Here is a 21,748-nt window from a genome sequence, read left to right on the forward strand (position 1 = left end):
AGCCCGATGAGCCAGGCGGCGCAGAACCTGAACTGGTTGATCACCAACTTCGTGGACAACACCCCCGGGGTGTCCCACACCGTGGTGGTCTCCGCCGACGGACTCCTTCTGGCGATGTCCGAAGGCTTCCCCCGTGACCGAGCCGATCAACTGGCGGCGGTCGCCTCCGGCCTGACCTCGCTCACCGCCGGAGCCTCCCGCATCTTCGAAGGCGGCGCGGTCAACCAGACCGTCGTCGAAATGGAACGAGGCTTCCTCTTCATCATGTCCATCTCCGACGGATCGTCCCTGGCGGTCCTCGCCCACCCCGAGTGCGACATCGGCCTCGTCGGCTACGAGATGGCCCTGCTGGTCGACCGCGCGGGCAACGTCCTCACCCCGGACCTCCGCGCCGAACTGCAAGGCAGTCTTCTCAACTAGCAAACATGGAGTGCGTTCCGCGCCACCGCGCCATAGGGTGCGGTGGCGCGCACGGCAAGACTTGGCGAGTTGGAGGAGGAAACGTGGCAACGCCCCCTAGCGGATACCGGTACGGCTCCGGACAGCCGTCCGAGCCGCGCGGAGAAGCCCCGCTGAAGCGCTTCAACTTCCCCTCCGCGCCCAGCAGCCAGGCCCACTCCCAGGAGCCCGATGACGGGCACCAGCAGCACCCCCCGCAGCAGCCGCCCCCGCAGCGGCAGCCGCAGCAGGGCCAGGGGCAGTCGTATCCGCCCTCCTACGGTCCGCCCGGACCGCAGGAGCGGCCACGCTACGAACCGCCGCCCGCCCCGCGTATCCAGCCCGTACAGCCGCCCGCGCGACCCGCCCCGGCGCCCTCCCCCACCGGTGGCACCCACAACCCGCTGGTGCGGCCGTACGCCATGACCGGGGGCCGGACCCGGCCCCGCTACCAGCTCGCCATCGAGGCGCTGGTGCACTCCACGGCCGAACCCGCCCAGCTCCAGGGCCAACTGCCCGAGCACCAGCGGATCTGCCGACTGTGCCGCGAGATCAAGTCGATTGCCGAGATCTCCGCACTTCTCACCATCCCCCTGGGCGTCGCCCGGATCCTTGTCGCCGACCTGGCAGAGGCCGGGCTCGTCGCCATTCACCAGCCCGGCGGCGACGAGTCCGCCGGCGGACAGCCTGACGTGACACTGCTCGAAAGGGTGCTCAGTAGACTTCGCAAGCTCTAGCGGTGCAGCCCGCTCCACCACCTCCGCGAAAATCGTGGTGGCGGGCGGCTTCGGCGTGGGCAAGACCACGTTTGTCGGCGCGGTCTCGGAGATCAACCCGCTGCGCACCGAAGCCGTGATGACCTCCGCCTCGGCGGGGATCGACGATCTCACCCACGCCCCGGACAAGACCACCACCACGGTGGCGATGGACTTCGGCCGGATCACACTCGACCAGGACCTGATCCTGTACCTGTTCGGTACCCCGGGTCAGGACCGCTTCTGGTTCATGTGGGACGACCTGGTCCGCGGTGCCATCGGCGCCGTGGTGCTGGTGGACACCCGCCGCCTGGCGGACTGCTTCCCGGCCGTGGACTACTTCGAGAACTCCGGCCTGCCCTTCGTCATCGCCCTCAACGGCTTCGACGGCCACCAGCCGTACAGCCCCGAGGAGGTGCGCGAAGCGCTCCAGATCGGCCCCGACGCGCCGATCATCATCACCGACGCCCGCCATCGCAGCGAGGCCAAGAGCGCGCTCATCACCCTGGTCGAGCACGCGCTGATGGCCCGGCTGCGCTAGGCTCGGCGGTTCCGTACAGCGGAAACCCCCTGCTCTCCGAGGAGAGCAGGGGGTTTCTCATCGCTTGGGCCGCCGCTGCCGCTTCGGACGATGTGCGGTCGCCCGGCGGCGGCGCGGCGGCTTTACCGGCTCAGCCCTGCCAGCTGTGCGGGGCGCGGAAGGCCGACTGGCGCTCCAGGCGGCGCCAGCGCGCGGCGCTGCGGCGCGGGCGGGCCGAGGCGTCGGCGCGGTGGTGGCCGGCGGTGGCGGCGGCGCGGGCGAGGAGGACCGCGGTGACCGCGGCCAGTTCCTCGGCGTCCGCGTGGCCCTTCTCGACGCGGACGAGCGTGGCCGCCGCCGCGGCGGTATCGGCGGAGTCCTCGGACGTACTCATGGTGGGCTTCTCCCTCTGTTCCCTCTGTCGCGATGCCGCGGTCACTGCGGCGGGTTGCCGTGCTTACGGGACGGCAGGTCGGCGTGCTTGTCGCGCAGCATCGCCAGGGACCGGATCAGGACCTCACGGGTGTCGGTCGGGTCGATGACGTCATCGACCAGGCCCCGCTCGGCCGCGTAGTAGGGGTGCATCAGCTCGGACTTGTACTCCTTGACCATGCGCGCGCGCATGGCCTCCGGGTCGTCCGAGTCGGCGATCTGACGGCGGAAGATCACGTTGGCCGCGCCCTCCGCGCCCATCACCGCGATCTCGTTGGTCGGCCAGGCGTAGGTCAGGTCCGCACCGATGGACTGGGAGTCCATGACGATGTAGGCACCGCCGTACGCCTTGCGCAGGATGACCGAGATACGCGGAACAGTGGCATTGCAGTACGCGTAGAGCATCTTGGCGCCGTGCCGGATGATCCCGCCGTGCTCCTGGTCCACACCGGGCAGGAAGCCGGGCACATCGAGCAGCGTGATCAGCGGGATGTTGAAGGCGTCGCACATCTGGATGAAGCGCGCGGACTTCTCCGACGCCTCGATGTCCAGCACCCCGGCCAGCGACTGCGGCTGGTTGGCGATGATGCCGACCACCGCGCCGTCCAGACGGGTCAGGGCGCAGATGATGTTGGTCGCCCAGCGCTCGTGGACCTCGAGGTACTCGCCGTCGTCGACGATCTCCTCGATGACCTTGCGCATGTCGTAGGGGCGGTTGCCATCGGCCGGGACGAGGTCGAGCAGCGCCTCGCCGCGCCGGGAGGCCGGGTCGTCGCACTCGGCGACCGGCGGGTTCTCCCGGTTGTTCTGCGGCAGCAGCGACAGCAGGTAGCGCACCTCCTCCAGGCACGTCTCCTCGTCGTCGTAGGCGAAGTGGCACACACCGGAGGTCTCGGCGTGCACATCCGCGCCGCCCAGTCCGTTCTGCGAGACCTTCTCGCCGGTCACCGCCTGGACCACATCGGGTCCGGTGATGAACATCTGTGAGGTCTCACGGACCATGAACACAAAGTCGGTGAGGGCCGGGGAGTAGGCGGCGCCGCCCGCGCACGGGCCGAGCATCACGCTGATCTGCGGGATGACACCGGACGCCTTGGTGTTGCGCTGGAAGATGCCGCCGTAACCGGCGAGGGCGGAGACGCCCTCCTGGATCCGGGCTCCGGCGCCGTCGTTGAGGGACACCAGCGGGGCCCCGGCCGAGATGGCCATGTCCATGATCTTGTGGATCTTGGTTGCGTGGGCCTCCCCCAGCGCCCCGCCGAAGATCCGGAAGTCGTGTGCGTAGACGAACACCGTCCGGCCGTGGACGGTCCCCCAGCCAGTGACGACCCCGTCGGTGTAGGGGCGCTTCGCTTCCAGCCCGAAGCCGGACGCGCGGTGCCGCCGCAGCGGCTCCACCTCGTTGAAGGACCCCTCGTCCAGCAGCAGTTCGATCCGCTCGCGAGCCGTCAGCTTGCCCTTGGCCTTCTGGGCCTCGGTCGCCCGCTCGCTCGGGCCGCGCCGAGCCTGCTCGCGGATCGCGTGCAGCTCGGCGACGCGCCCGCGAACGTCACTCGCCTCAGCGGGCGCACCTTCGAGATTGGTCATGCATCGACGGTACGTGTCCGGACCCCTGGAACCTCATGTCAGTTCCATACAACGTCGGGCGCGTTTTGGTGGGCAGGCGGGACAGAACTGGACAGCGGATTTCACGTCACCTGGTACGTCGCACCCCATTCGCCGCTGTGGGTCCTCCACAAACTTCCGACCGCCGCACGGTGAACGTCCGGGCTTGACCACCCGGATGGTCCGCAACCGCCGGGGCGGTACTGCCGAGGTCACCGCACCTGCGCCGCATCCTGGTCCATGGTGGTTAAACACTCAACCACACCCCCGGCGCGAAGCCGCGCATCCGCGGACGCCGATCCCGCGGCCCCGGCAGGGTCACGCCCATTCAGGGCGGTGCCGGGGCCGCGGCCGTTCACTCCTGCGGTTCCAGTCCGGCCCGCAGCAGCCCGTAGGCGTAGGCGTCGTCCAGCGCCTGCCAGGACGCGGCGATCACGTTCTCCCCGACACCGACCGTCGACCACTCCCCCTTGCCGTCGGTGGTGGAGACCAGCACCCGGGTCGTGGACTCCGTACCGTGCTTGCCTTCCAGGATGCGGACTTTGTAGTCCACCAGCTCCAGCGCGGCCAGCTCCGGATAGATCCGCTCCAGCCCCACCCGCAGCGCCCGGTCGAGGGCATGGACCGGACCGTTTCCCTCCGCTGTGGCGACGATCCGCTCGCCCTTGGCCCACAGCTTCACGGTGGCCTCGTTGGCATGGGTGCCGTCCGGGCGGTCCTCGACGATCGCCCGCCAGGACTCGACCCGGAAGAAGCGGCGGGCCCGGCCCTCGGCCTCCGCGCGGAGCAGCAGTTCGAAGGAGGCGTCGGCGGCCTCGTAGCTGTAGCCCGCGAGCTCCCGCTCCTTGACGCGCTCGACGACCCGGCCGACCAGGGCCCGGTCATCGCCGAGGTCGATGCCCAGCTCCTTGCCCTTGAGCTCGATCGAGGCGCGGCCCGCCATGTCCGAGACCAGCATCCGCATGGTGTTGCCGACCCGCTCGGGGTCGATGTGCTGGTACAGGTCCGGGTCCACCTTGATGGCCGAGGCGTGCAGCCCGGCCTTGTGGGCGAAGGCGGAAACACCCACATAGGGCTGGTGGGTCGAGGGCGTCAGGTTGACGACCTCGGCGATGGCGTGCGAGATCCGGGTCATCTCCGCCAGCGCGCCCCGGGGCAGCACCGCGCGGCCGTACTTCAGCTCCAGCGCCGCGACGACCGGGAAGAGGTTGGCGTTGCCGACCCGCTCGCCGTAGCCGTTGGCGGTGCACTGGACGTGAGTGGCACCCGCGTCCACCGCGGCCAGGGTGTTGGCCACGGCGCAGCCGGTGTCGTCCTGTGCGTGGATGCCCAGGCGCGCCCCGGTGTCGGCGAGGACGGTGCGGACCACCGCGTCGATCTGGCCCGGGAGCATCCCGCCGTTGGTGTCGCACAGCACGACCACATCGGCGCCCGCCTGGTAGGCGGTGGCCACGACCTGCTTGGCGTAGGCGGCGTTGGCGCGGTAGCCGTCGAAGAAGTGCTCGCAGTCGAGGAAGACCCGGCGGCCCTGGGAGCGCAGATACGCGACGGTGTCGCGGATCATCGCGAGGTTCTCCTCGAGCGAGGTGCGCAGAGCCAGCTCCACATGGCGGTCATGGGACTTGGCGACCAGGGTGATCACCGGCGCACCGGAGTCGAGGAGCGCCTTCACCTGCGGATCGGCCTCGGCGCTCACCCCCGCCTTGCGGGTCGCGCCGAAGGCGACGAGCAGTGCGTGCTTGAAGTCGATCTCTTCGCGCGCCCGCGCGAAGAACTCCGTGTCGCGCGGATTGGCGCCGGGCCAGCCGCCCTCGATGAAGCCCACGCCGAAGTCGTCGAGGTGACGGGCGATGGTCAGCTTGTCCGCGACCGTCAGATTGATGCCCTCGCGCTGCGCGCCGTCGCGCAGCGTGGTGTCGAAGACATGGAAACCGTCGTCGGGCAGATCCTTCATGGTGGTCGGGCTCCTGTCGGATGGATCTCGGTCTACCGGAATAACCGGTTCCGCGCCTTCCTATGATCCCTCACGCTCCGCATCCGGTGGGATGGTCCGGAAAACGAAAAGACCCCTCGCGGGTGCGAGAGGTCTGCGCGCGGGTCTGGGGCACGGTGTCCGCGCCGTACCGGGTCGTACGGGGCGGTCACTGCGGACCGGCGCGCCTGCTGCCAATAATCATGGCGAACGAGAGCACGGAGGCAGTCTGGCACATTCCGCCCCCGGGCTCCCTTCCGTCTCAATATGCGAGCACCCTCCTTTTGAGGGCTCGGTTCGCCTCCGGGCGCAACAGCCCCTGTCGACGGCCGACGTGCTCGGTCGCTCGTACCTCGCTCCCTGTGCGCGTCTCCCTTTCGACGCGGCGCGCCTCTTCGGCTCACTCGCCGGAGGCGAACCGCTCAGCCCAGGCGGTGCATCCAGCCATGGGTGTCCGGGGCGGCACCGGTCTGGATGTCCAGCAGCGCACGGCGCAGCTTCATCGTGACCTCGCCGGGCTGCCCGTCGCCCACCGTCCAGCTGCCGCGGGCGGACTTCACCGAGCCGACCGGGGTGATCACGGCCGCGGTGCCGCAGGCGAAGACCTCGGTGAGGGAACCGTCCGCGTTGCCCTCGCGCCAGTCGTCCACCGAGATCCGGCCCTCGGAGACCTCGTAGCCGAGGTCGGCGGCGATCCGCAGCAGCGAGGCGCGGGTGATGCCGGGGAGCAGCGAGCCGGTCAGCTCGGGGGTGACGATGCGGTTCCCGTACACGAAGTACAGGTTCATCCCGCCCATCTCCTCGATCCAGCGGCGCTCGATGGCGTCCAGCCAGACCACCTGGTCACAGCCCTGCTCGGCGGCCTGCGCCTGGGCGACCAGCGAAGCGGCGTAGTTGCCGCCCGCCTTGGCCGCGCCGGTGCCGCCGGGGGCGGCGCGGACGTACTCCTCGGAGAGCCACACCGAGACCGGCTTGACCCCGCCGGGGAAGTACGCCCCGGCCGGGGAGGCGATGACGACGAACAGGTACTCGTTGGCGGGCCGGACGCCGAGCCCGACCTCGGTGGCGAACATGAACGGCCGCAGGTAGAGCGACTCCTCGCCGGTGCCGGGCACCCACGCCCGGTCCTGGGTGACCAGCGCGTCACAGGCCGCGATGAAGGTCTCCACGGGCAGCTCGGGCATGGCCATCCGGCGGGCGGACGACTGGAAGCGCTCGGCGTTCTGCTCGGGGCGGAAGGTGGCCACGGTGCCGTCGGGCTGCCGGTACGCCTTGAGCCCCTCGAAGATGGTCTGGGCGTAGTGGAGCGTCATGTTCGCCGGGTCGAGCGGCAGCGCGGCGTACGGCACGAGCTGGGCCTCGTGCCAGCCGCGGCCCTCCGTCCACTTGATGGTCACCATGTGATCGGTGAAGTGGCGGCCGAACCCGGGGTTGGCCAGGATCCGCTCCCGCTCGGCGTCGGAGAGCGGGTGGGCCGAGGGCTTGAGCTCGATCGTGGGCGTCGTCATGAGTGGTAGTCCTTCACCGTTCGGTTGTCGCGGACCGCGCTCACACCGTCCTGACCGCAATCGGTACGAGGACGTCCAAGTTTCGCTTCACACAGCGGCCCCACCAGGATTATCGCCTAGGTGGGGCCGGGGGAAGAGGTGTGCGGGGTGCGCGCGGCCCAGGGTCGATGGTCGCACCCGGCCGCGCACCGGCACCGGCTGGGGTCAGCCGGCCACCCGCGCGGCGAGCGCGTCGCCGGTCTCCTCGGTGGTGCGGGGCGTCGCGGCGTCCCGCTCGGCGAGGTCCTGTGCGACGGCGGCCTCGATCCGGGCCGCCTCCTCCGCGTAGCCGAGGTGCGACAGGAGCAGGGCCACCGACAGCACGGTCGCGGTCGGGTCGGCCTTGCCGGTGCCCGCGATGTCCGGCGCGGAGCCGTGGACCGGCTCGAACATCGAGGGGAAGGCGCCGGAGGGGTTGATGTTGCCGCTCGCGGCGAGCCCGATACCACCGGTGACGGCGGCGGCGAGGTCGGTCAGGATGTCACCGAAAAGGTTGTCGGTGACGATCACGTCGAACCGCTCGGGCTGGGTGACAAAGAAGATCGTCGCGGCGTCGACATGCAGATAGTCGGTGGTGACCTCGGGGTACTCCTGGCCGACCCGGTCGAAGATGTTCTTCCACAGATGACCGGCGTGCACCAGGACGTTGTTCTTGTGGACCAGGGTCAGCTTCTTGCGCGGACGGGCGTTGGCGCGCTCGTACGCGTCGCGTACCACCCGCTCCACGCCGTACGCCGTGTTCAGGCTGACCTCGGTGGCCACCTCGGCGGGGGTGCCGGTGCGCAGCGAGCCGCCGTTGCCCACGTACGGGCCCTCGGTGCCCTCGCGGACGACCACGAAGTCGATGTCGGGGCGGCCGGCCAGCGGGGTCGCGGTGTTCGGGAAGAGCTTCGACGGACGCAGGTTGACGTAGTGGTCGAAGGCGAAGCGGAGCTTGAGGAGCAGCCCGCGCTCCAGCACGCCGGAGGGCACCGACGGATCGCCGATCGCGCCGAGCAGGATCGCGTCGTGGTCCTTCAGCGACTCCAGGTCGGCGTCCGGCAGGGTCTCGCCGGTGGTGTGCCAGCGCCGGGCGCCCAGATCGTAGTTCCGGGTCTCCAGCTTCACGTCCTGCGGAAGGGCGGCGGCGAGGACCTTGAGGCCCTGGGCCACGACTTCCTGGCCGATACCGTCACCGGGGATCACTGCGAGGCGAAGGGAGCGAGACATACCGGGACCCTACTCCTCGTCCCATGGACTGACACCGACCGTCCGCCATTCGGACAGTCGCCAACCGGAAAGCCACCGTTCACCCCCTGTACCGCGCGCGGTTGACCGCCCGGGGGAGATTCCGGTGCATGGACACACCACGGTTCGGCATCCCTGAGCCGCTCGCGCGCCGGATGAGCCTGGCCGAGCAGCACGAGTACCTGCGGGCGCGGTTCTCCCGCCGGGGGGTGCTGCGCGGCGGCGCGGCCACCGCCGGCGCGGCCGTGGGCGCGGGACTGCTGGGCGGCTCGGCGTGCGCCACCGGCGCCCGGCCCGCCCCCGCGTCCGTACCGGCTCCGCGCCGGGCCACGGTGAACGGCTCGCTGGTGGCCCCGTTCGGCCGTCATCTGGCGTTCGGCGCCGACCCCACGACGCAGATGCGGATCTCCTGGCAGGTGCCGCTGGCGGTGCGCAAGCCCTATGTGCGGATCGGCCCGGGACCCGGGGAGCTGACCCGGAAGGTCGAGGCCGAGGTACGGCCGCTGCACACCCCGGCACTCAGCGACGATCTCCCCGCGGTGGACCAGTACTACCTGCACGCCGCGGTGGACGGACTGAGCCCCGATGTCACCTACTACTACGGCGTCGGCCACGAGGGCTGGGACCCGGCCGACCCCCTCCGCTTCTCCTCGGTGGGCACCTTTCGCACCGCGCCCGAGCGGCCGGTGCCGTTCGTCTTCACCGCCTTCGGCGACCAGGGCGTGAGCTATCACGCGCTCGCCAACGACCGGGTGATCCTTGGCCAGAACCCGTCCTTCCATCTGCACGCGGGCGATCTGTGCTACGCGGACACCACCGGTCACGGCAAGAAATCCGACCTCTACGACGCCCGCGTCTGGGACTCCTTCCTCGCCCAGACCGAGGCGGTGGCGGCCACCGTGCCCTGGATGGTGACCACCGGCAACCACGACATGGAGGCGTGGTACTCCCCCGACGGCTACGGCGGACAGCTGGCCCGCTGGTCGCTGCCGCGGAACGGGCCCGCCCCGCGCACCTCGCCCGGCGTCTACTCGTTCACCTACGGGAACGTGGGCGTGATCGCGCTGGACGCCAATGACGTCAGCTACGAGATCACCGCCAACGCGGGCTGGAGCGGCGGTGAGCAGACCCGCTGGCTGGAGCGACGGCTGACGGCGCTGCGGGCGCGGCAGGACATCGACTTCGTGGTGGTCTTCTTCCACCACTGCGCCTTCTCCACGACCAGCTCGCACGCCTCGGACGGGGGTGTGCGCGACGCATGGGTGCCGCTCTTCGACAAGCACCAGGTGGATCTGGTGATCAACGGCCACAACCACGTCTACGAGCGCACCGACGCCATCCGGGGCGGAAAGGCCGCCCGCCGGGTACCGGTCGGCGGTGACGCGGACGCGGTGCGCGACGGGATCGTCTATGTGACGGCGGGCGGGGCGGGCGCGGATCTGTACTCCTTCCCCGTGCCCGACAGCTACGAGGGGAAGGTCCGGGACCTCGATGAGGTGAAGACCTACCACTGGACGAAGGACGGGGAGAAGAACCGCGACACCGTGGAGTGGTCGCGGGTCCGCTACACCGGCTTCTCCTTCCTCGCGGTGGAGGTGGAGCCCGGTGCGGACCCGAAGCTGAAGGTCACGGCACTGGCGGAGTCCGGTGAGCGCGTGGATCACTTCACGATCACGCGCTCCCGGCGTCAGTGACCGGTTGAGCCGCCGTTGTCCCGGCGGTCCAGCGCGCGCTGGAGCGCGGCGGCCGCCTTCTGGCGGTCGGTGTTGTCGGTCTTGCGGCGGACCCTGCGGATAGTCTGCTCGGCCATGTACACGTCTCCTTGGCTCAGCCCCGGAACAGGCCGGGGGGAATCCCCGAGAAGGTGGCAACCAGAAAGGGCGGGGGCCTGGGTGCGGCAGGGATCACCTGCGGCTGTGCACCGGCCACGTCCGCCATCGCCCGATGGAGCGATACGTTCGGCTTCCACAAAAGTACGACAGCTCGGCTGCGCTGTCTGCACAATTATTCGGACGTCCTACTATCTGAGACGCAAAAAACGGCCGATGGAATCCATCGGCCGTCCTGCTGCCCCACGACAGGGCCGTGGCGGGCCCGTCCTGATGATCGAGGCCGACCCCCGTCCGACCTCGACCACCCTGGCCGATCCCGTACCGCTGTGGGTGACCCCGCACCTGGTTACCCACGTAAACTGCGGTAAATAATGGCTACTTGATTGCCTGACGCTAGCATCGTTGCCGCTCGGGCGTCCACAGCTTTACGGCGTATTCCACCTCCGCACGCACTCCGCCCCCGGCCGGAAGAGACACGGCCGGGGGCGGGGATCAGCGAGCGCGAAGCGCGCCGGGCAGGTCAGCCCATGTGCGGGTAGCGGTAGTCCGTCGGCGGGACCAGGGTCTCCTTGATGGAGCGGGTGGAGGTCCAGCGCATCAGGTTCTGCTTGGCGCCCGCCTTGTCGTTGGTGCCGGAGGCGCGGCCGCCGCCGAACGGCTGCTGACCGACCACCGCACCGGTGGGCTTGTCGTTGATGTAGAAGTTGCCGGCCGCGAAGCGCAGCGCCTCGCAGGTGGCGGCCGCCGCGGCGCGGTCCTGGGCGATGACGCCGCCGGTCAGGCCGTAGGCCGAGGCCGACTCCATCTGCTGGAGCATCGCGTCGTACTCCGCGTCCTCGTAGACGTACACACCCAGGATCGGGCCGAAGTACTCGTCCTTGAAGATCTCGTTCTCCGGGTCGGTGGAGACCAGAACGGTCGGACGGACGAAGTAGCCCTCGCTGTCGTCGTAGGTACCGCCCGCGATCACCTCGATGGTCGGGTCGGACTTCGCCCGGTCGATCGCCGCCTTGTTCTTGGCGAACGAACGGTCGTCGATGACCGCACCCATGAAGTTGCCGAGCTCGGAGACATCGCCCATCGTCAGCCCGTTGACCTCGGCGGCGAACTCCTCCTTGAGGCCGCCGTCCCACAGCGAGCGCGGGACGTAGGCGCGCGAGGCGGCGGAGCACTTCTGGCCCTGGAACTCGAAGGCGCCGCGGGTCATCGCCGTCTTCAGCACCGCCGGGTCCGCGGAGGGGTGGGCGACGATGAAGTCCTTGCCACCGGTCTCGCCGACCAGACGCGGGTAGGTCTTGTAGTTCTCGATGTTGGCGCCGACCGTCTTCCACAGGTACTGGAAGGTGCGGGTGGAGCCGGTGAAGTGGATGCCCGCGAGGTCCGGGTGGGTCAGCGCCACCTCGGAGACGTCCTTGCCGTCACCGGTGACGAGGTTGATGACGCCCTTGGGCAGCCCGGCCTCCTCCAGCAGCTGCATCAGCAGCACGGCGGCGTGGGTCTGCGTCGGGGAGGGCTTCCAGACCACCACATTGCCCATGAGGGCGGGGGCGGTGGGGAGGTTGCCCGCGATGGCGGTGAAGTTGAAGGGGGTGATCGCGTAGACGAACCCCTCCAGCGGCCGGTGGTCGGTGCGGTTCCAGACCCCCGGCGCATTGGTGACCGGCTGCTCGGCCAGGATCTGGCGCGCGAAGTGCACATTGAAGCGCCAGAAGTCGATCAGCTCACAGGGAGTGTCGATCTCGGCCTGCTGGGCGGTCTTGGACTGGCCGAGCATGGTGGAGGCGGCCATGGTCTCGCGCCACGGCCCGGAGAGCAGATCGGCGGCCTTCAGGATGATCGCGGCGCGGTCGTCGAAGCTGAGCGCGCGCCACGCCGGGGCGGCGGCCAGCGCCGCGTCGATCGCGTCCTGCGCGTCGGCCTGGGTGGCGTTGGCGTAGGTACCGAGGCGGGCCGCGTGGTTGTGCGGCTGTACGACGTCGAAGCGCTCTCCGCCGCCCATCCGCTTCTCACCGCCGATGGTCATCGGCAGCTCGACCGGGTTCTGGGCCAGCTCCTTGAGCTTGGTCTCGAGGCGGGCGCGCTCCGGGGTGCCGGGGGCGTAGGTGTGCACCGGCTCGTTCACCGGGACGGGGACCTGGGTGACGGCGTCCATGGTGGCCGTTGTCTCCTTCGATCGTCGGATTGCGAGGGGAAGTCTTCGGGGGGCTGCGGACGGGACGATCAGCCGCGGCTGACCAGCGAGCGCAGGAAGAACGCGAGGTTCGCGGGGCGCTCCGCGAGACGGCGCATGAAGTACCCATACCAGTCTGTTCCATACGGGACGTAAACCCGCATCCGATGCCCTTCCGCCACCAGCCGCTCCTGCTCGCCCTCGCGGATCCCGTAGAGCATCTGGAACTCGTACTCGTCCAGCTTGCGGCCGACGCGGCGGGCCAGCTCCTGGGCGATGGCCACCATGCGCGGGTCATGCGAGCCGATCATGGGGTAGCCGTCACCGGCCATCAGGATCTTCAGACAGCGCACATACGCCCGGTCCACCTCGCGCTTGTCCTGGTAGGCGACGCTCGCGGGCTCCTTGTACGCGCCCTTCACCAGCCGCACCCGGGAGCCTTCCCCGGCCAGCGCCCGGCAGTCGTCCTCGGTGCGGAACAGATACGACTGCACCACCGCACCGGTCTGCGGGAAGCGGGAGCGCAGCTCGCCGAGGATCGCCAGGGTGGAGTCCACAGTGGTGTGGTCCTCCATGTCCAGGGTGACGGTCGTCCCCGCCTCGGCCGCCGCCTCGACGACCGGGGTGACATTGGCGAGCGCCACATCGTGGCCGCCGGGCAGCGCCTGGCCGAAGGCCGACAGCTTGACCGACATCTCCGCGCGGGGGCCGAGGTCCTCGGCGGCCAGTGCCTCGGCCAGCGCGAGATAGGCGTCCCGGCTGCGCAGCGCCTCGGAGCGATCGGTGACATCCTCGCCCAGATGGTCGAGGGTGACCTCAAGACCGCGCGAGGCCAGGGAGCGCACGGCCAACAGCGACTCGTCCAGCCGCTCCCCGGCCACGAACCGGTCCACCATCGGGCGGGTGACCGGCGCGGCCGAGACGATGCGACGGATGGCAGCACTGCGCGAAGCGGCGAGCAGCACGGGTCCCAGCACGGGGCACCTCCACGATGACGGCCGACGAACGGCTTCAACAACTCACCGTGAAACTTAAGGATCGCGCGTATCCGCGGCCATCGACAGCTGTCCTACATCCGTGTCCGGGATCTCAGACATCTGTATGAGAATGGAAGAGGCGGATCCGGGAAGGAGGCGAGCGACCGGTGCGGGACGACTATCAGCAGCTGGTGGACGAGATCACCGCGGCACTCGGCGCGCCCGCGACCCTGGAGAACCGCGACTTCGCCCTGATCGCCTTCGGTGCCCACGACAGCGGGGACGCCGAGGAACCGGCGCTGGACCCGGTGCGTACCCGCTCCATCCTCCAGCGGCGCTCGACGGCGGCGGTACGGGCGTGGTTCGAGGCGTTCGGGATCGCCCGCGCCCAGGCCCCGCTGCGGATTCCGCCGGATCCGGCGGCCGGGGTCTTCATGGGCCGTATCTGTCTGCCCGTACGGCACCGCGGTGTGGTGCACGGCTATGTGTGGCTGCTGGACGACGGCCATCTCTCGGACCTGGAGCTCGGCGGCCCCTCGGTCGCTCCGGACCCGCGGCTCGCGCGGGCCATGGAGACCACCGCGCGGATCGGCGCGCTGCTGGCGGCCGAGGCGCGGGCCGGGGAGGAACTGGGCGAGCTGCTCACCGAGCTGCTGACCGGGCCGCCGAGCGGCCAGGACGCGGCCCGCGCGGGGCTGCGGGCCGCGCTGCGCCCGGCGGCCGACGGACCGCTGGCGCTGGTGGCGGTGGTGCCCTGGACCCCGGACACCGGTGCGGCGGCCGACCACCCGGGGCTGCCCCGGCTGCCGGGGATCGCGGCCGCCAGTGTGGTGCCCGGCGCCGCGGACGTCACCCTGGCCGCCCTGGTGCGGCTGCGCGCCGCCAGCGCCCTGGACCCGGCCCGCGCCACCGCCGAACAGCTGCTGCGCTCCCCCCGCGCGAGCGCCCCGAGCGCCCCCGGCCCCGATCTGCCGCCGGGCGGCGGCCGGGAGACGGCCGCCGGGGTCTCCGCACCGCGCCGCGGCCTGGACGAGCTGCCCACCGCCTGGGGCGAGGCACTGGCCGCCGCCCGCGCCGCCCGCGCGGACGCCCGGCTCGGACCGGTGGCCGAGTGGACCGCCATCGGCCCGTACCGCCTGCTGACCGCTCTTCCCCCGACCCCGCCGGACCCGGCGGTCCGCCCCCTGCTGGAGCGCTCGCACGCCGAACTCGCCCGTACCGCAGAGGCATTCCTCGACTGCGCGGGGCAGGCGAGCCGCACCGCCCAGCTGCTCGGCATCCACCGCCAGACCCTCTACTACCGCCTGTCCCGCGTGAAGCAGCTGACCGGCCTCGACCTGGACGCGGGCGAGGACCGCCTGCTCCTGCACATGGCCCTCAAAGCCGCCCGCCTGGGCACGCCGGACGCGCCGGACGCCGGCTGAGCGGGGCCGGCACGCGGCCCGGTGTCCGAGGAGGGTGCGACAGTCGTGCCCTCACAGCGGGGAGGAGTTGGGCGGCGGTGGGCGACTACTACGAGCGGATCGTCGATGTCGAGGTGACCGGCGAGGAGGCCGGGGCGCTGGCGGAGCGGATGGTGGACTGGATGGTCGCCGAGGGGCTGATCACCCGGGAGCTGTCCGGCGACGGGGTGTACAGCCTGATCCTGGACCAGGGGTATGTTCCCGGGCCGCGGTGGCGGCGGGCGGTGGACGACTCCTCGGATCCGGCGTGGGTCCCGGGGCCGGTGGCGGTGCTGGTGGGGCGGGACGACCACGTCGGGGGGCAGGGGGAGAGCACGGCGGACGAGGTGAGCTGTCCGCGCTGCGGCGCCCGCACCGTGGTCATCGACTATCCGGAGAGCTTCGAGCCGGACGAGGAGGTCTGGCGGCCGTTCGGGGAGGCGATCGAGCTCTGGAAGGAGACGGGTGAGGCGGATGTGGTCTGTCCGGCCTGTACGGCATCGGTCCCGGTCACCGAGTGGCGGTTCGGGGCCGGATTCGACCTCGGGGCGCTGGCCTTCGACTTCTGGGAGTGGCCACCGCTCTCCGCGCGGTTCCACGCGGAGTTCGCCCAGCGGCTGGGGCATCGCGCCCAGGGGCAGGCGGGGAAGTTTTAGAACCGGCGTCGGCGGGGCGCGGCCCGCGGGTGAGCGGGCCGCGCCGGGGGCGTCACGTCACGGGGAACGCCACATCACAGACCTCGTCCTCCGGGCCCGCCGCGCCCCAGTCGGCGAAGTAGACCTCGCGGCAAGGGCCGGTGACGGTCAGGCCCTCGTCGGCGGTCCAGCGCTCGACCGCGTCGAACGCCGAGACGATGTGCGGATAGCCGACCTGAGCCTTGGTCAGCCGGGTGTACGCCAGCCGGTGCGCGGGCTCATGGCGCAGCGACACCTCACGGCTGTGCGCGGCGGCGTACTTCTCGGCGGCGGCGCGGTCGGCGACCGGGACACATGCCTCGGCCGGACCGTCGCTCTCCTCGCTGACCTCGGCGTGGTAGAGCACGAAGGGCGGACCGGCGATCCCGCCGCACGCCGTGGCGGCGTCCTCCAGTCGGCCGAGCGCGGCGCCGATCCACGCGGGGAGGTCGTCCGCGAGCAGATGGCGGCGCTCGGTGAGGACGGTCTGCTCGCCGACCTCACGGATGTGCATCTCATACATATCGGAACTCCTGCCTGACAGCCGGTCACGGAGGTGTGCCGCGAGGGCCCGCTGCCGGGCGGTGCGCTCCTCGACGGCGGCCCAGTAGTCCGCCACCTCGCGCGCCGCCCGCTCCGCCGGGAGCTCCAGCACCCGGCCGATCCGCGCCAGCGGCATGTCCAGCCGTCGCAGCAGCGCCACCAGCCGGGCCCGCTCCACCTGGTCGTCGCGGTACCAGCGATAGCCGGTGGTCTCGTCGGCATGGTCGGGGGCCAGCAGCCCCAGCCGGTCGTAGAGCCGGAGCGCCTTGGGCGACAGCCGCGTTCTGCGCGCGAAGGCGCCAATGCTGAGCAGGGGGGATTCCACGGTTGCCATCCTCCGTCCCGGGCACCGCGCCCGGTGACCCCCACGCTGGGGTCTGACCCTTGGGCAAGGTCAAGCGGCCCCGGGCGCCGCGCGGCCCGGGAAGTCAGTCCGACGGGCCCGGCAAGGTGCCGCCCAGGATCCGCCGCATGGCCTCGACCAACTCCTGGGCGGCCGGGGTGAGGTCGGGGTTGATGGCCATCTGGACCACCATGCCGCTCACCAGCGTCATATAGAAGGAGCCCAGGATCCGGGAGGTCTCCTCGTCGACCTCGCTCTCGTCGACGCCGTGGAACAGAGCCACCAGCCCCGACCGCCCCTCCGGCTGGGCCCTGGCGAACGCCTCCCGCAGCTCGGGGTCGCTCTCGGCCTGCATGATGGCCTCCAACTGGGCCCGCCACACCGCCTGGTGCTTGCTGAACAGCTCCAGGGCCCGGGTCCAGCCCGACTCGAACCGGCCGACCAGATCGCTCCCGGTGGCGCTGTCCTCCTCGAGGGACCGCTGGACGTCATCGCCCCAGTCGCCCATGGCCGCGAAGAGCGCCTCCCGCATCAGGGCGTCCTTGGAGCCGTAGTGGTAGCCGATGGAGGCCAGGTTGGCGCCGGAGGCGGCCACGATGTCCCGCGCCGTCGTACGCGACCAGCCCTTCTCCAGCAGGCAACGCTTCGCCCCGGCCAGCAGATCCTCGCGATGTCCCATGGCACCAGCCTATCCCGATGTCATACGGCCGTCCCAGACGTACGTATTACACGCTCGTACTAGACAGGCGTTTTATACGACCGTATATTTCCTGGCATGACAACGACTTCCCCCAACTCCCGTGCCGGACGCAAGGAATGGACCGCCTTCGCGGTCCTGATGCTTCCGCTCCTCCTGGTCTCCATGGATGTGTCGGTGCTGTACTTCGCGGTCCCGCAGATCAGCCGGGAGTTGCACCCGAGCTCGACGCAACAGCTGTGGATCTTCGACATCTACGCCTTCGCGCTGGCCGGGCTGCTGATCACGATGGGGTCGCTGGGAGACCGGATCGGCCGCCGGAAGCTGCTGCTGTGCGGCGCCGTGGCGTTCGGCGCCGCCTCCGTCGCGGCGGCGTACGCGCAGAACGCGGAGATGCTCATCGCCGCGCGGGCCGTGCTCGGCATCGGCGGCGCGACCCTGATGCCCTCCACGATGGCTCTGGTCCGCAATATCTTCCAGGACGAGAAGCAGCGCGGTCAGGCCATCGCGATCTGGTCGTCGGCCATGGCGGGCGGGATCGCGCTCGGCTCGGTGATGAGCGGAGTGATGCTCAATCACTTCTGGTGGGGCTCGGTCTTCCTGGTCAACGTCCCGGCGATGGTGCTGCTGCTGGTGCTGGTGCCCGTCCTGGTGCCGGAGTTCAAGGACCCCAAGCCCGGCCGGTTCGACCTGCTGAGCGTGCCGCTGTCGATGGGCGCGGTCCTCCCGGTGATCTACGGGCTGAAGAAGATGTCGGCCGACAACAGCGTGGCCCTGGCCCCGGCGCTGTCGATCGTGGCCGGTCTCGCCATCGGCGCGGCCTTCGTACACCGTCAGCGCACCCGGAGTGATGCCATGATCAGCCCCGAGCTGTTCCGCAACCGCGGCTTCGGACCGTCGATAGCGATCAACTCACTGGCCACCTTCGCCATGATGGGCTCGGCCTTCTTCACCACCCAGTACCTGCAATCGGTGCTGGGGAAGGGCCCGCTGGAGGCCGCGATGTGGAGTCTCCTCCCCTCGATCTCCGTCGCGTTCGCCGGGCCGATCGCGAGCGTGCTCGTCCAGCGCGGCGCCAACCGCGCCTATGTGATCAGCGGTGGCTTTGTCCTCGGAGCGGTGGGCTACGGGGTGCTGGCGCTCGCCGATACTGACGCGCTGTGGACCGTGCTCATCGGCGCCGCCGTGCTCGCCAGCGGCATCGTCATGGTGATGGCGCTGGTCACCGACATGGCGATCGGCTCCGTACCACCGAAGCGGGCCGGGTCGGCCGCCGCCCTGCTGGAGACCGGCCAGGAGTTCGGCGGGGCGATGGGCATGGCCGTGCTCGGCAGCGTCGGCACCGCCGTCTACCGCGCCGACGTCAAGGACACGCTGCCGGACGGACTGCCGCCCGCCGCGGTGGACGCGGTGCGCGAAACCCTGGGCACCGCCAACGCGGTGGCCGAGCGACTGCCCGGACGGACCGGGGACCTGGTGCTGGACGCCGCGCGAGACGCCTTCACCCACGGCATGCAGATCTCGAGCGTCACCGGAGCCGGTGTGCTGGTCGCGGGCGCCGTGCTGGCGACCGTGACCCTGCGTCATCTGCGGGTCGCCAGGACCACCACCCCGGCCGCGGCCGACACCCCCACGGACACCGGCACGGCCAACAACACCGATGACGCGGCGGCCCCAACCACCACCTCCGGCCGCTGACCCCCGGACCGGGGCCCCCGGGCCGCCCCTCGGCCGAGCCGGGGGCGGTTCTCCGGCATCCCGGTCAGTCCCCCCCCAAAAAAAAAGAGCCCGGGGCCCGGGGCTCCGTGCGGACAACCCCACGAAGGCCCCCGTTCCGCGGGAGAGCGCGAAGCGGAGGGCCCGTGGGACAGCGGTCGGGGGCGCCGCTGTCAGCCCAGGTGCACGGCCTTGGGGGTGGTGTCCCGCGCGCCCGGCTCTCGGGAGGGCCGCGGCGTGTTCATCAGCAGGGTCACCACGATGGCCGCGCCGGTGAGGATCGCGGACGACCAGACGAACGCCTCCGAGAAGCCCTCGACCAGACCGGCCTTCATATGCGCGTGCATGTTCTGCCGGGTGATCTCGTGCAGGTGCTCGGCCTTGTAGTCGTCGGTCGCGCTGGTGGCGATGGTGTTGAGCAGCGCCGTGCCGATCGAACCGCCGATCTGCTGGGCGGTGTTGACGGTGGCGGACGCGACACCGGCGTCCTGCTCGCGCACCCCGTGGGTCGCGTAGTTCATCGCCGGGGCCATCACCAGGCCCATGCCGAAACCGACCAGGATCTCCGAGGGCAGCACACCGGCCGCGTAGGAGCTGTCGACGTCCAGCGGGACGAGCAGTGCCACACCGGTGGCCGCGGTCAGCAGACCGGGGCCGACCAGCATCCGCGGCGCCACCCTGGGGATGAGGCGCGAGGCGAGACCGCCCGCGGAGACCAGCACCGACGCGGTCATCGGCAGGAAGGCCAGACCGGTGGTCAGCGCCGAGTACCCCTTGACGACCTGCATGTAGTAGGTGAGGAACAGGAACATGGCGAACATGCCGACCACCGAGAGGCCGACGGCCAGATAGGCGCTGCCCCGGGTGCGGTCCGCCAGTACCCGCATCGGCAGCAGCGGGTTCTTCACGCGCTTCTCCACCAGGATGAACGCGAGGAGCAGCACGACGCCCGCGGTGAGCAGACAGGCCACCATGCCCGAGTCCCAGCCCTCGGACTCGGCCTCGCTGCATCCGTACACCAGGGCCACCAGACCGGTCACGGCCAGGAACACCCCGGGGATGTCGAAGCGGGCCCGGCCCTCGGCGCGGGTGTCGGCGGGCAGCACCCACCAGCTGATGACCGCGATGGCGGCGATCGGCACATTCACATACAGACACCAGCGCCAGTCGAGGTATTCGGTCAGCGCACCGCCGACGACCAGGCCGATCGCGCCACCGCCCGCGGCGATGGCGCCGAAGATGCCGAACGCCTTGGCGCGTTCACGCGGTTCGGTGAAGTTCACCGCGAGCAAGGAGAGCGCGGAGGGGGCGAGCAGCGCGGCGAACGCACCCTGGAGGGCACGGGCCAGCAGCAGCGTCTCGAAGCCGGAGGCCGCGCCGCCCAGCGCCGAGGCCCCGGCGAAGCCGAGCAGACCGATCAGGAAGGTACGCCGGCGGCCGGTGTAGTCGGCGATCCGGCCACCGAGCAGCAGCAGGCTGCCGAACGCCAGGGTGTACGCCGTGATCACCCACTGGCGGTCGCCGTCGGTGATGCCGAGGTCCTTCTGGGCGGACGGCAGGGCGATGTTCACGATGGTGATGTCGAGGACGATCATCAGCTGGGCGAGGCCGATGAACAGCAGGGCCAGCCAGCGCCGAGGGTTGGCCTCGGGCTGTATGCCGGTGGGCTGGGACATGAGGAACTGCCTTTCCGATCTTTCTGATCGTTCACAAGCCGAGCGGAGGGAAAGGGAGGTCAGTCGTCGGCGCGGGCGGCGTCGGCGCGGGCGTCGTCGGCACGGGCGTCGTCGGCACGGGCGTCGTCGGCACGGGCGTCGTCGGCACGGGCGTCGTCGGCACGGGCGTCGTCGGCACGGGCGTCGTCGGCACGGGCGTCGTCGGCACGGGCGTCGTCGGCACGGGCGTCGTCGGCACGGGCGTCGTCGGCACGGGCGTCGTCGGCACGGGCGTCGTCGGCACGGGCGTCGTCGGCACGGGCGTCGTCGGCACGGGCGTCGTCGAGCAGTCGCTCCCGGAGCCGCTTGAACGCGGGGGCGTCCACGGCCGGGCCGCTGAGCATGGTGGTGGGCCGTGACGAGCCGCTGGGGCGCAGCCCGTCGACGTACACATCCAGATGGCGGTGGGCGAGGGCGTCGTCGTCCGGGAAGTGCCCACCACCGGGCAGCGGCCGGGACAGCCGCATGATCATCATCGTGATGTCGCCGAAGACGACATCGGGGCGGATCTGCCCGGCCGCCTGGGCGCGGAGCAGCAGTTCATCGATCGGGTCCACGGCGTCGCCGCGTACGTCGCCGATGATCTCGTCATGGCTGACCCGGCCCAGCAGTGAGGGCATCACCGAACCGATCTTGAGATCGAGGGCGCCGTGCATAAAGCGGCGCAGCGCCTCGACCGGGTCGCCCTCGTCGGCGAGGGCCTCCCGCGCGGCCTCGGTGAGGGAGGTGAGGACCTCGGCGGCCACCCCGCGGAAGAGATCGGCGCGCTGCGGAAACCGCCGGTAGAGCGTGGCGATGCCGACCCCGGCACGCCGGGCGATCTCGTCGAGCGGCGCGTCGGGCCCCTCGTCGACGAAGACCTCACGGGCGGCGCGCAGGATCTGCTCGCGGTTGCGCCGTGCGTCGGCCCGCATCCGGGGCGCGGCGGGGGTGGGGAGGTCAGCGGACACGGGCGTACTCCTGCGGGACGTGCTTCGGGAGAGCCACAAGGGCTATGTGGAGAATTTTTCTCCACATAGCCGTCAGCGTAGCGAGCTCGCTCCGAATATTCAACACGTGATGAAAAAGATCAGGAAGCCCTCGCGCACCGCTGATGCGCACACGCGACAGGGCCCGGTCCCCGCCGAAGCGGGAACCGGGCCC

Annotated in this window: 19 protein-coding genes; 7 read left to right on the plus strand and 12 right to left on the minus strand. The window is 70.7% G+C overall.

Annotated elements, in window-relative coordinates; genetic code table 11:
- The first annotated feature begins 6 nt into the window (after positions 1 to 6).
- The 3 genes from AC4BEG_RS09510 (at position 7) to AC4BEG_RS09520 (ending at position 1,734) form a co-directional block, all read left to right on the plus strand.
- Complete coding sequence (locus AC4BEG_RS09510; protein ID WP_009714795.1) at positions 7 to 420, plus strand: roadblock/LC7 domain-containing protein; 414 nt, start codon at positions 7 to 9, stop codon at positions 418 to 420.
- Positions 421 to 503: 83 nt separating this feature from the next.
- Positions 504 to 1,175: a DUF742 domain-containing protein gene (locus AC4BEG_RS09515; protein WP_490705450.1), complete on the plus strand. Its 672-nt coding sequence runs from the start codon at positions 504 to 506 to the stop codon at positions 1,173 to 1,175.
- 31 nt (positions 1,176 to 1,206) lie between these two features.
- On the plus strand, positions 1,207 to 1,734 hold the full coding sequence (locus AC4BEG_RS09520; RefSeq protein WP_490707036.1) for a GTP-binding protein: 528 nt from the start codon (positions 1,207 to 1,209) through the stop codon (positions 1,732 to 1,734).
- Between the two features lie 130 nt (positions 1,735 to 1,864).
- Here the strand turns inward: AC4BEG_RS09520 and AC4BEG_RS09525 are convergent, their stop codons facing one another.
- The 5 genes from AC4BEG_RS09525 to AC4BEG_RS09545 all read right to left on the minus strand — a co-directional run bounded on the left by AC4BEG_RS09525 (position 1,865) and on the right by AC4BEG_RS09545 (position 8,478).
- Complete coding sequence (locus AC4BEG_RS09525) at positions 1,865 to 2,107, minus strand: acyl-CoA carboxylase subunit epsilon (protein WP_490705451.1); 243 nt, start codon at positions 2,105 to 2,107, stop codon at positions 1,865 to 1,867.
- 41 nt (positions 2,108 to 2,148) lie between these two features.
- Positions 2,149 to 3,732 carry an acyl-CoA carboxylase subunit beta gene (locus AC4BEG_RS09530; RefSeq protein ID WP_490705452.1) on the minus strand — a complete coding sequence of 528 codons (1,584 nt, stop codon included), beginning with the start codon at positions 3,730 to 3,732 and terminating at the stop codon, positions 2,149 to 2,151.
- Positions 3,733 to 4,105: 373 nt separating this feature from the next.
- The gene (gene cimA, locus AC4BEG_RS09535; protein WP_490705453.1) at positions 4,106 to 5,704 is read right to left on the minus strand and encodes a citramalate synthase; all 1,599 of its coding nucleotides are present in this window, start codon (positions 5,702 to 5,704) and stop codon (positions 4,106 to 4,108) included.
- 440 nt (positions 5,705 to 6,144) lie between these two features.
- A complete protein-coding gene (locus tag AC4BEG_RS09540) occupies positions 6,145 to 7,230 on the minus strand; it encodes a branched-chain amino acid aminotransferase (RefSeq protein ID WP_490705454.1) in 1,086 nt (361 codons plus the stop codon).
- A 204-nt stretch (positions 7,231 to 7,434) separates the two neighbouring features.
- Positions 7,435 to 8,478 (minus strand): 3-isopropylmalate dehydrogenase, encoded by a 1,044-nt coding sequence (locus AC4BEG_RS09545; protein ID WP_490705455.1) that lies wholly within the window; start codon positions 8,476 to 8,478, stop codon positions 7,435 to 7,437.
- A 128-nt stretch (positions 8,479 to 8,606) separates the two neighbouring features.
- Between AC4BEG_RS09545 and AC4BEG_RS09550 the strand changes: the two genes are divergently transcribed.
- Positions 8,607 to 10,190 carry a purple acid phosphatase family protein gene (locus AC4BEG_RS09550; RefSeq protein WP_490705456.1) on the plus strand — a complete coding sequence of 528 codons (1,584 nt, stop codon included), beginning with the start codon at positions 8,607 to 8,609 and terminating at the stop codon, positions 10,188 to 10,190.
- Here the strand turns inward: AC4BEG_RS09550 and AC4BEG_RS09555 are convergent.
- The 3 genes from AC4BEG_RS09555 to AC4BEG_RS09565 all read right to left on the minus strand — a co-directional run bounded on the left by AC4BEG_RS09555 (position 10,184) and on the right by AC4BEG_RS09565 (position 13,475).
- On the minus strand, positions 10,184 to 10,306 hold the full coding sequence (locus AC4BEG_RS09555) for a hypothetical protein (protein WP_490705457.1): 123 nt from the start codon (positions 10,304 to 10,306) through the stop codon (positions 10,184 to 10,186). The two genes, AC4BEG_RS09550 and AC4BEG_RS09555, sit on opposite strands and share 7 nt — an antisense overlap.
- Before the next feature lie 542 nt (positions 10,307 to 10,848).
- Complete coding sequence (gene pruA, locus AC4BEG_RS09560) at positions 10,849 to 12,480, minus strand: L-glutamate gamma-semialdehyde dehydrogenase (RefSeq protein ID WP_490705458.1); 1,632 nt, start codon at positions 12,478 to 12,480, stop codon at positions 10,849 to 10,851.
- A 68-nt stretch (positions 12,481 to 12,548) separates the two neighbouring features.
- Entirely contained in the window at positions 12,549 to 13,475 is a 927-nt protein-coding gene (locus AC4BEG_RS09565; RefSeq protein WP_490705459.1) for a proline dehydrogenase family protein, read from the minus strand.
- Between the two features lie 167 nt (positions 13,476 to 13,642).
- Here AC4BEG_RS09565 and AC4BEG_RS09570 point away from each other — a divergent pair, with 167 nt between their 5' ends.
- Both AC4BEG_RS09570 and AC4BEG_RS09575 read left to right on the plus strand, forming a co-directional pair.
- Positions 13,643 to 14,899, plus strand: coding sequence for a PucR family transcriptional regulator (locus tag AC4BEG_RS09570; RefSeq protein ID WP_490705460.1), 1,257 nt, complete (start codon positions 13,643 to 13,645; stop codon positions 14,897 to 14,899).
- A gap of 77 nt (positions 14,900 to 14,976) precedes the next feature.
- Positions 14,977 to 15,573 (plus strand): hypothetical protein, encoded by a 597-nt coding sequence (locus tag AC4BEG_RS09575; RefSeq protein WP_490705461.1) that lies wholly within the window; start codon positions 14,977 to 14,979, stop codon positions 15,571 to 15,573.
- 52 nt (positions 15,574 to 15,625) lie between these two features.
- Here AC4BEG_RS09575 and AC4BEG_RS09580 read toward each other — a convergent pair whose 3' ends face one another.
- Positions 15,626 to 16,468: a MerR family transcriptional regulator gene (locus AC4BEG_RS09580; protein WP_490705462.1), complete on the minus strand. Its 843-nt coding sequence runs from the start codon at positions 16,466 to 16,468 to the stop codon at positions 15,626 to 15,628.
- 94 nt (positions 16,469 to 16,562) lie between these two features.
- Positions 16,563 to 17,156: a TetR/AcrR family transcriptional regulator gene (locus AC4BEG_RS09585; RefSeq protein WP_490705463.1), complete on the minus strand. Its 594-nt coding sequence runs from the start codon at positions 17,154 to 17,156 to the stop codon at positions 16,563 to 16,565.
- A gap of 96 nt (positions 17,157 to 17,252) precedes the next feature.
- Between AC4BEG_RS09585 and AC4BEG_RS09590 the strand changes: the two genes are divergently transcribed.
- A complete protein-coding gene (locus AC4BEG_RS09590; RefSeq protein WP_490705464.1) occupies positions 17,253 to 18,872 on the plus strand; it encodes an MFS transporter in 1,620 nt (539 codons plus the stop codon).
- Positions 18,873 to 19,063: 191 nt separating this feature from the next.
- On the opposite strand, the gene AC4BEG_RS09595 is transcribed toward AC4BEG_RS09590, so the two are convergent.
- Together AC4BEG_RS09595 and AC4BEG_RS09600 are read right to left on the minus strand one after the other, a co-directional pair.
- Complete coding sequence (locus tag AC4BEG_RS09595; RefSeq protein ID WP_490705465.1) at positions 19,064 to 20,566, minus strand: MFS transporter; 1,503 nt, start codon at positions 20,564 to 20,566, stop codon at positions 19,064 to 19,066.
- Positions 20,567 to 20,625: 59 nt separating this feature from the next.
- Positions 20,626 to 21,555 carry a TetR/AcrR family transcriptional regulator gene (locus tag AC4BEG_RS09600; RefSeq protein WP_490705466.1) on the minus strand — a complete coding sequence of 310 codons (930 nt, stop codon included), beginning with the start codon at positions 21,553 to 21,555 and terminating at the stop codon, positions 20,626 to 20,628.
- Positions 21,556 to 21,748: the final 193 nt, after the last annotated feature.

This window comes from Streptomyces sp. JLBJ103 (assembly GCF_058215575.1).